The sequence below is a fragment of the Streptomyces sp. NPDC007971 genome (assembly GCF_042958635.1).
Classification (GTDB): domain Bacteria; phylum Actinomycetota; class Actinomycetes; order Streptomycetales; family Streptomycetaceae; genus Streptomyces.
Genome location: NZ_JBIBJK010000039.1, coordinates 41,624 through 48,341 on the forward strand (window position 1 = coordinate 41,624; position 6,718 = coordinate 48,341).

The following is a 6,718-nucleotide window of genomic DNA, read 5'->3' on the forward strand; positions in this document are numbered from 1 at the left end:
GAGGCGCGATGTCCGCGACCAACCGCCAGGTCCGTCTTGCAGCCCGCCCGGTGGGCGAAGTGAAACCCGAAGACTGGGAGCACCGTTGCGAAACCCTTGAGGAACCGGGCCCTAACCGGTTCACGGGCCGGACACGCGTCATCTCCCTGGATCCGGCCATGCGGGGATGGCTGGACGACCGCCCCTCCTACCTGCCGCCGGTGGGCATTGGGGAGGTGATGCGCGCCGGATCGGTCATCGAAGTCACCGCATCCAACCACCCCGGCTTTCAACCAGGTGATCACGTGGTCGGCACGTTCGGGGTCGAGGAGTACGTGGTCTCCGACGGCCGGGGCGCGATAAAGATCGACACCTCACTCGCCCCGCCCGCGACGTATCTGGGAGCGCTGGGCATGCCTGGCATGACCGCCTACTTCGGCTTGCTGGACGTCGGGGCGCTGAAGGACGGCGAGACCGTCGTGGTGTCCGGCGCCGCAGGCGCCGTCGGCACCATCGCGGGTCAGATCGCGAAGGCCAAGGGCTGCCGGGTCGTGGGCATCGCCGGAGGGCCGGAGAAGTGCGCGTTGCTCACCGGCGAACTCGGATTCGACGCGGCAATCGACTACCGGGCCGACGACGTCAAGAAGGCGCTGCGCAAGCACGCCCCCGACGGCATAGACGTCTACTTCGACAACGTCGGAGGGGACATACTCGACATCGCGCTGACCCGGCTGGCGATGCACGCGCGCGTCGTGGTCTGCGGTGCGATCAGCCAGTACAACAACACCACGCCGGTCAAGGGCCCCTCGAACTACCTCTCGCTGCTGGTGCGCCGAGCCCGGATGGAGGGCTTCGTCGTCTTCGACTACGCCAAGCGCTACGCGGAGGCAGCCCAGGAGATCTCCGCCTGGATCGGCGCCGGCCACATCAAGGTGAAGGAACATGTGGTGAGGGGCACCGTGGACGACTTCCCCGAGACGTTGCAGATGCTCTTCCGCGGCGAGAATGTCGGCAAGCTCGTGCTGGAGCTGGCATGAGCGCCGCCGAGAGCGAGGTCGCCGCCCCGCGGGGAGAACGCACGGACGCCGCACTCCAGGGAAAGGTGGCGATCGTCACCGGCGCTGCCAGCGGACTGGGCCGTGCCACGGCGTTGGCACTGGCGAGGACGGGGGCGCATGTGGTCGTCGCGGACCTCAACGAACGGGACGGCCGGGAAGTGGCCGACACGGTCGGCGGCCACTTCCGCGCCTGTGACGTCTCCGACCTCGAAGCCAACCGCTCGCTGGTGGAGTTCACCCAGGAGCTGTACGGCGGTGTCGACATCGCGCTGCTCAACGCCGGGGTGGCGACCGGATGCGGCGTCGGCGAGGATTTCGCCCCCGAACGCTACCGCCGGGCGATGGGGGCCAACCTGGACGGCGTGGTCTTCGGCACCCACGCGGTGCTGCCTGCGCTGCGGGCCCGCGGCGGAGGATCAATCGTGGCGACCGCGTCCCTGGCGGGCCTGGCGGCGGTGCCGCTCGATCCGCTGTACGCGGCCAACAAGCACGCGGTCGTGGGACTGGCACGCTCCCTGGGGCCGGCTCTCGCGCCGGAGAACGTGCGCTTCAACGCGGTCTGCCCGGGGTACGCCGAATCGAGGATCATCGACCCCCTGCGTGGCATGCTCTCCGAGCAGGGTCTGCCCGTTATCCCGGCCGAGACCGTCGCCGACACGGTGCTCCGGATCCTCACCGGTGACGGCACCGGGGAGTGCTGGTTCATCCAGACCGGCCGCGAACCGGAGCCGTTCCGCTTCCGCAACGTCCCCGGCCCGGGCAAGCCCGTCGGTGTCTGAGACTGTTCCTGGGGGTGGTCTTGAGAGCCACCGGGCCCACCCCCACCGCCGTGAGGATGTGGACTGGGTACAGTCGCCCCGCTGCCCCGCAGTGACGACGAGCGCCAGTGGGCGGCACTTGCGATGCCGGCTTCGCCATCAAGACTCTCTGGTGGGCCGCCCTCGCCGTCCTGGTGCTGTGGCTTCTCGGCTTCGTCATGCGTTCCACCAGCGCGGGCGGCAGCCACGGACGTTGGTACCGATGGTGACCTGACCCGCAAGCACACTCCCTCGCACAGGGCCCGGCTGACGCAGCAGGGCCCTGCGCGCATGCCGGAAGTGCAGGCGATCACTCACGTACCGGGAGGACCGGTCAAAGGAGTCCGAAACGGAAACAGGAGCACGTGCGTTGCAGTCCGGGGCGGAACAGGCATGCGTGAAGGAACCCGCGCACCCTCTTGGCGCACCCCTGCCCCGGTCCCCACCCTGAGGCCATGGGTGGAGCCCAGGCGTCGCAGAACGCCCCCTCACGCACAATCCTTCCGCGGGGCGACGTCGTGCATCGGGGCGACCCGCGGGAGCAGGCGGCCGCCGTCGCGTCAGCCGTCTTCAGCCATCCGGTCATCACGATCGGGGGCGCCCGGAGCGATGTCCCATTGCGGCTGTTGCCCGAGCCGCGGCCCGCGGGATCGTGCCTCTCGTATCCGAGGTGGCCGGTCATCTCCGCGTCCAGAGCCCGCTCCAGCACGGCCCGGGTCACCTCGGTCAGCAGCCCGCCTTCACCCAGCAGGGCAGCACCCGAGGCGTCGGCGCGGTCCAGCAGCCGTTCGACGACCTCATCCACGAGCCTGTCCTCGACCGGTTCAACGGCCGGGATCTCGTTGTCGTTCATGTCCGTCCGTCCCGGCTGGCCAAAGACCCAGGTCAAGCCCCGACCAGCCTGTCACATCACGGACTTACACGATCTTTCAGACACGCTCGAGAAGGTCGCCTGATGCTGTGGTCGCGTCTGAGACGGTGCTCTACGCCCCGCTCAGCAGGTGCACACCGTCTGAGTCCGGCATCGGCTCACTTCCGCTTGGGCTCGGCGGCCGCCATCGTGCGTCACTGCAGGCCAGGTGCGGCATGGACGGGCCGCTTGCGGACCTCATTCTGAAATGATCGGTTAGGGCACCCAGAGCCACTTGGTGTAGTTGCCGTCGATCTGGTAGCAGCTGAGGTAGGTGTCGCCGGAGGAGTAGTGCCCGATGTATCCGGGGACGGTACCGAGGGTAGTGGGCCTGTTCGCCTTCGGAATCGTGCTCATCCCCAGGTAGTAGGTCTTGTAGTTGTTGCAGCTCGTCGTGTCGACGTCCTTAGGGAAGTCACCGCTTTCACTCTTGGGGACGGCCAGACAGATGTCCGTGTCGTGGGTGCCCCCGTAGACCTCGTGCACCTGGCCCTGGACAACGCCCCACCACTGATTGGCGTCGTTGCGGTTGCACTTCGCCATCGTGACGGCGTACGTGTAGCTGGAGCGGACGCCCCGCATGCATTTGCCCGTGGCCACGTTCTTGAGCTGGTACGCGGCGCCGGAGGCGGATGCAGGCGCGGTTCCTAGCACGATCTGGGTCGCCGCGGCAATGCCGGTGACCGCGAGCACCGCGGTCATTTTGCGCTTCATTCCGTTCCTCCATGTATTCGTTGATGCCATGTCAGGCCCGCAATCCTCGGTTGACTGCGGCGCCTTGGCGGATGACATCCATCCTTGGGGCAGGGTCACCGAGACGGGTGCCGCACGACGACGGAATGGGCGAAACTTGCCTTCATGGCGCGCGCAGCGGCGGATTCCGTACTGAGCCTCATGGACCAGCGGCTGGTGGCTGCGCTGCAGTGCGACGGCCGCCTCACCGCGGAGCACGCGGCCCAGGTGCTGGGACTCAACCCCACCACCGTGCGCCGCAGGCTGCACGCGCTCGGCGCCGACGGCACCGTACGCGTAGTGGTCTCCCCCGTCGCACGACCGCGCAACGGGGCGCGGCCGGGGCCCTGTTCCTGCGCATCCGGGTACTGCGCGGAAAGCTCGACACGATCGTGGCCGCACTCGCGGCGCGCGAGGACATCCCGGTCATCGACATCACCACCTCGGGCGACGAGATTTTCGCCCTCGCCCGCACCGAGCCAGGCTCGCGCGACCCGCTGGTCTTCCGCCAGCTGCCCTCCACCCAGGCGGTCACGTCCCTGGAATGCGCCACCATCCTGCATGTCTTGCGACTCACCTCCGAGTGGCGGCACCAGGTGCTGACCGCACCCGAACGCGCGGCCCTGACCCCGGGCAAGCCGGCGGCGGTCCCCCGGGCGGCGGCTCCCGATTCCCCGGGCCCCTACGGCGTCGACACCGATGCCCTGGAACAGTCCCTTATCAACGCGCTCACTCCCGACGCGCGGCTGACCGCCGCGGCGCTGACCGCCCGTACCGGACACCCCGAGACCACGGTGCGTCGACGCATCGCCCGGCTGCGTGCTCAGGGCCGCCTGATCACTCAGGTCCTCGTCGATCCCCGCCGGCTCGGGCTGCCCATCGAGGCCAAACTCCTGCTGCACGTGCCCTCGACCACCTCGCCGCCGCCGGGCAAGCACTGGCCGATCCCCCCGCCGTGCACGGCGCGTTCGCCACGTCGGGACCCTCGAACCTGCACGCGGCCGCGTACTTCCCAGACCTGACCGCCCTCTACGAATTCCTCTCCCACGACCTGGTGGGCCTGGGCATCAGCCACGGCGAGACAGCCATCGTCAGCCGCGCCGTCAAACGCACCCCTGCACCGCACCCCGCCCGGCACCCGCGGGGGTGCTGTCAAGTTGAGTGATGGGCGCCAGGCAGGGGAAGATCATTGTCGTCTTCGCACGTCCCCACTTCCTGAGGAACTGTCCGTGTCCCAAATACCGCCCCAGCGCGGCCCGAACGCCTCCTACACCCCGGCGCAGATACGGCGTAACCGCCTGATCTTCCTCGGCGTGGTCCTTGTCATCGCGGGCCTGGTGGCGTTCGTGGTCGTGGGCCCGCACGACACGAAGGACCAGTCCGCGACGCTCAAGGCCGGCGACTGCTTCCAGAACATCGGCACGGACAAGGCAGCGAAGGCCAAGAAGCTCGCCTGCACTGACCCGCACGCCGACTACAAGGTCCTGAAGATGGACAAGGACGGAGTCGTCGACACCTTCTCGTGCTCGGACGTTCCAGGCACGTCCGGCTCACTCACCGAGATGGGCGCGGGAGGATCGTTCGTCGTCTGCTTCAAGGAAAACGACGAGAAGGGCAAGAAATAACCTCGCACAGTCCACCCCCGCCTCTGCGCTGCCATCGACCGGCTCACTTTCGGCGGCCACATCATCGAGACCGGCACCGACTCCTAACGCCTCGCGACCACCCGCGCCCGAGACGAACAACAGTCCCTGGGCTGAGGGACCCGATCGACGAAAGAGGCGAGAAGGGTCAGGACTGCGCGGTCCGGAACGCGAGATACCGGCTGAAGGCTTCGTGGCTGTCGGGAGTGAAGCGCCACTCCCACAGGGCCGAGTGAAGCTCCGACTCGGTCAGCCAGCCATGCCTCTTCGACAGCCACAACGCGCCGGCCACGTAGCGCACCCACGTGCCGCTGCCCACGCAGCAGTCGGCCCTGCCCCGCTTCATGTGCAGGGCAGCGCCGACCGTCAGCCATGCTGGAGACGGTGGCGGTTCGGCACGGGGTGTCGTGGTTCCACGCAACCGCCCGCTGTCGAAATAGCAAGCCGTCCAGCCCGCGGCCGAGCCCTCGAAATCCCTGCAGTCGAAGATGGTTTGCGGGTTGCCGGAGTACATGGCGTCGGGAGATGTGGTGGTCTGCTCGCAGAGAACCAAGCCGGTCCCAGGCGAAGTCGACTCGCTCGGCGACGGTTTCGCCGTCGCCGGCCAGGCGGAGTTTGGCGGTGCGCCGGCCCAGCGGATCGTAGCTGTAGCGCCAGCGGGTGTCGTCCGGAGTGGACAGGGAGGTCAAGCGGTCTTCGGCGTCCCAGGTGTAGCGCCAGCTGTTTGGTTTGCGGGACAGGCGGGTCTTCTGGCGCAGGGTGATGCGGCCGAGGCCGTCGTGTTCGTAGCGGACCTGGCCGGCGCGGGTGAGGCTGGTACCCGTGTATTCGCGCTTGCCGATCGCTTCCTGGCCGGGGTGGCCTGCCGGCCAGGAGGCCGTTGTCTGGTTGCCCGCCGCATCGTAGGCGTCGGTCTCGGTCCAGTTCACCGCATGGACTGCCGTCACCCAGCCGGTCGCGTCCAGATCGAAGCGGCGTGTGCCCGAGAGTTGGTCCTCGATGCCGATCAGGTGGCCGTCGGCGCGGTATGTGTACCTGCGGTGCTGCGCCCTGCGACCGGCCGGACCCAGCACGGACTGGGACGTCAGGCGGCCGAGGGCGTCGAAGGAGTGCTCCAGGGTGATGTGGCCCAAGCGGCGGCCAAGCTCGCGGCCCGCCTCGTCGTAGACAAAGTCGATGCTCCGACCGGAGCCGGTCATGCTGGTTCGACGCCCGGCCGCGTCGTAGGACCAGGTCGTCGTGGCGCCGCTGGGGGGTGGTGCGGGCGGTGCGGCGACCGAGCTCGTCGTAGACGTAGGTCAGTGCCCGGCCGTTGACCGCTTCCGAAAGCATACGACCGTGGCGGTCGCGCAGGATGGTGAGCGTGGTGCCGTCCGGACCGGTGGCCTGCGCCAGCTGGTCGGTGAAGTCGTAGGCGTACGGCGTGACCTGCCCGGTGGCGTCCTTGCGCACTGTCTGGCCACTTGCACGTGGCCCAGCCGGCACTGAGCCGCCAGATTCAATGGGGGGATGTCAACTGGTTTGTGTGTGATGCGTGTTCTGCTCCATGGGTTCTGGTGCCTGTGGTGGTTACTGTGGGTTGATGGTGGTCAGAGGGGG

6 protein-coding genes and 3 pseudogenes are annotated in these 6,718 nt (G+C 68.2%); 6 read left to right on the plus strand and 3 right to left on the minus strand.

The genetic code is table 11. From position 1 onward, the window contains the following. The first annotated feature begins 8 nt into the window (after nt 1-8). The 3 genes from ACFZCP_RS44430 to ACFZCP_RS44440 all read left to right on the plus strand — a co-directional run bounded on the left by ACFZCP_RS44430 (nt 9) and on the right by ACFZCP_RS44440 (nt 2,064). Nucleotides 9-1,016: a zinc-binding dehydrogenase gene (locus tag ACFZCP_RS44430; RefSeq protein ID WP_391442540.1), complete on the plus strand. Its 1,008-nt coding sequence runs from the start codon at nt 9-11 to the stop codon at nt 1,014-1,016. Next, nucleotides 1,013-1,816 (plus strand): SDR family NAD(P)-dependent oxidoreductase, encoded by an 804-nt coding sequence (locus ACFZCP_RS44435; RefSeq protein WP_391442542.1) that lies wholly within the window; start codon nt 1,013-1,015, stop codon nt 1,814-1,816. The genes ACFZCP_RS44430 and ACFZCP_RS44435 overlap by 4 nt, the downstream gene beginning before the upstream one ends. 107 nt (nt 1,817-1,923) lie before the next feature. Next, entirely contained in the window at nt 1,924-2,064 is a 141-nt protein-coding gene (locus tag ACFZCP_RS44440) for a hydrophobic protein (protein ID WP_391442545.1), read from the plus strand. Between the two features lie 380 nt (nt 2,065-2,444). Here the strand turns inward: ACFZCP_RS44440 and ACFZCP_RS44445 are convergent. Next, nucleotides 2,445-2,687 (minus strand): annotated as a pseudogene (locus tag ACFZCP_RS44445) (transposase); the annotation flags it as partial. A 273-nt stretch (nt 2,688-2,960) separates the two neighbouring features. Next, nucleotides 2,961-3,458, minus strand: coding sequence for a hypothetical protein (locus tag ACFZCP_RS44450; RefSeq protein WP_391442547.1), 498 nt, complete (start codon nt 3,456-3,458; stop codon nt 2,961-2,963). A gap of 180 nt (nt 3,459-3,638) precedes the next feature. On the opposite strand from ACFZCP_RS44450, the pseudogene ACFZCP_RS44455 reads away from it, so the two are divergent. From ACFZCP_RS44455 to ACFZCP_RS44465, 3 genes and pseudogenes are all read left to right on the plus strand, one after another. Then, nucleotides 3,639-3,710 (plus strand): annotated as a pseudogene (locus ACFZCP_RS44455) (hypothetical protein); the annotation flags it as partial. 158 nt (nt 3,711-3,868) lie between these two features. Continuing rightward, nucleotides 3,869-4,498: a winged helix-turn-helix transcriptional regulator gene (locus ACFZCP_RS44460; protein ID WP_391442550.1), complete on the plus strand. Its 630-nt coding sequence runs from the start codon at nt 3,869-3,871 to the stop codon at nt 4,496-4,498. Nucleotides 4,499-4,705: 207 nt separating this feature from the next. Further along, the gene (locus tag ACFZCP_RS44465; protein WP_391442552.1) at nt 4,706-5,101 is read left to right on the plus strand and encodes a hypothetical protein; all 396 of its coding nucleotides are present in this window, start codon (nt 4,706-4,708) and stop codon (nt 5,099-5,101) included. A gap of 535 nt (nt 5,102-5,636) precedes the next feature. Here ACFZCP_RS44465 and ACFZCP_RS44470 read toward each other — a convergent pair. Next, a pseudogene (locus tag ACFZCP_RS44470) lies at nt 5,637-6,580 on the minus strand (type IV secretion protein Rhs); the annotation flags it as partial. Nucleotides 6,581-6,718 lie beyond the last annotated feature (138 nt).

Coding starts and splice junctions, on each gene's coding strand:
- ACFZCP_RS44430 (WP_391442540.1), top strand. CDS start 9: ATGTCCGCGACCAACCGCCAGGTCCGTCTTGCAGCCCGCCCGGTGGGC.
- ACFZCP_RS44435 (WP_391442542.1), top strand. CDS start 1,013: ATGAGCGCCGCCGAGAGCGAGGTCGCCGCCCCGCGGGGAGAACGCACG.
- ACFZCP_RS44450 (WP_391442547.1), bottom strand. CDS start 3,458: ATGAAGCGCAAAATGACCGCGGTGCTCGCGGTCACCGGCATTGCCGCG.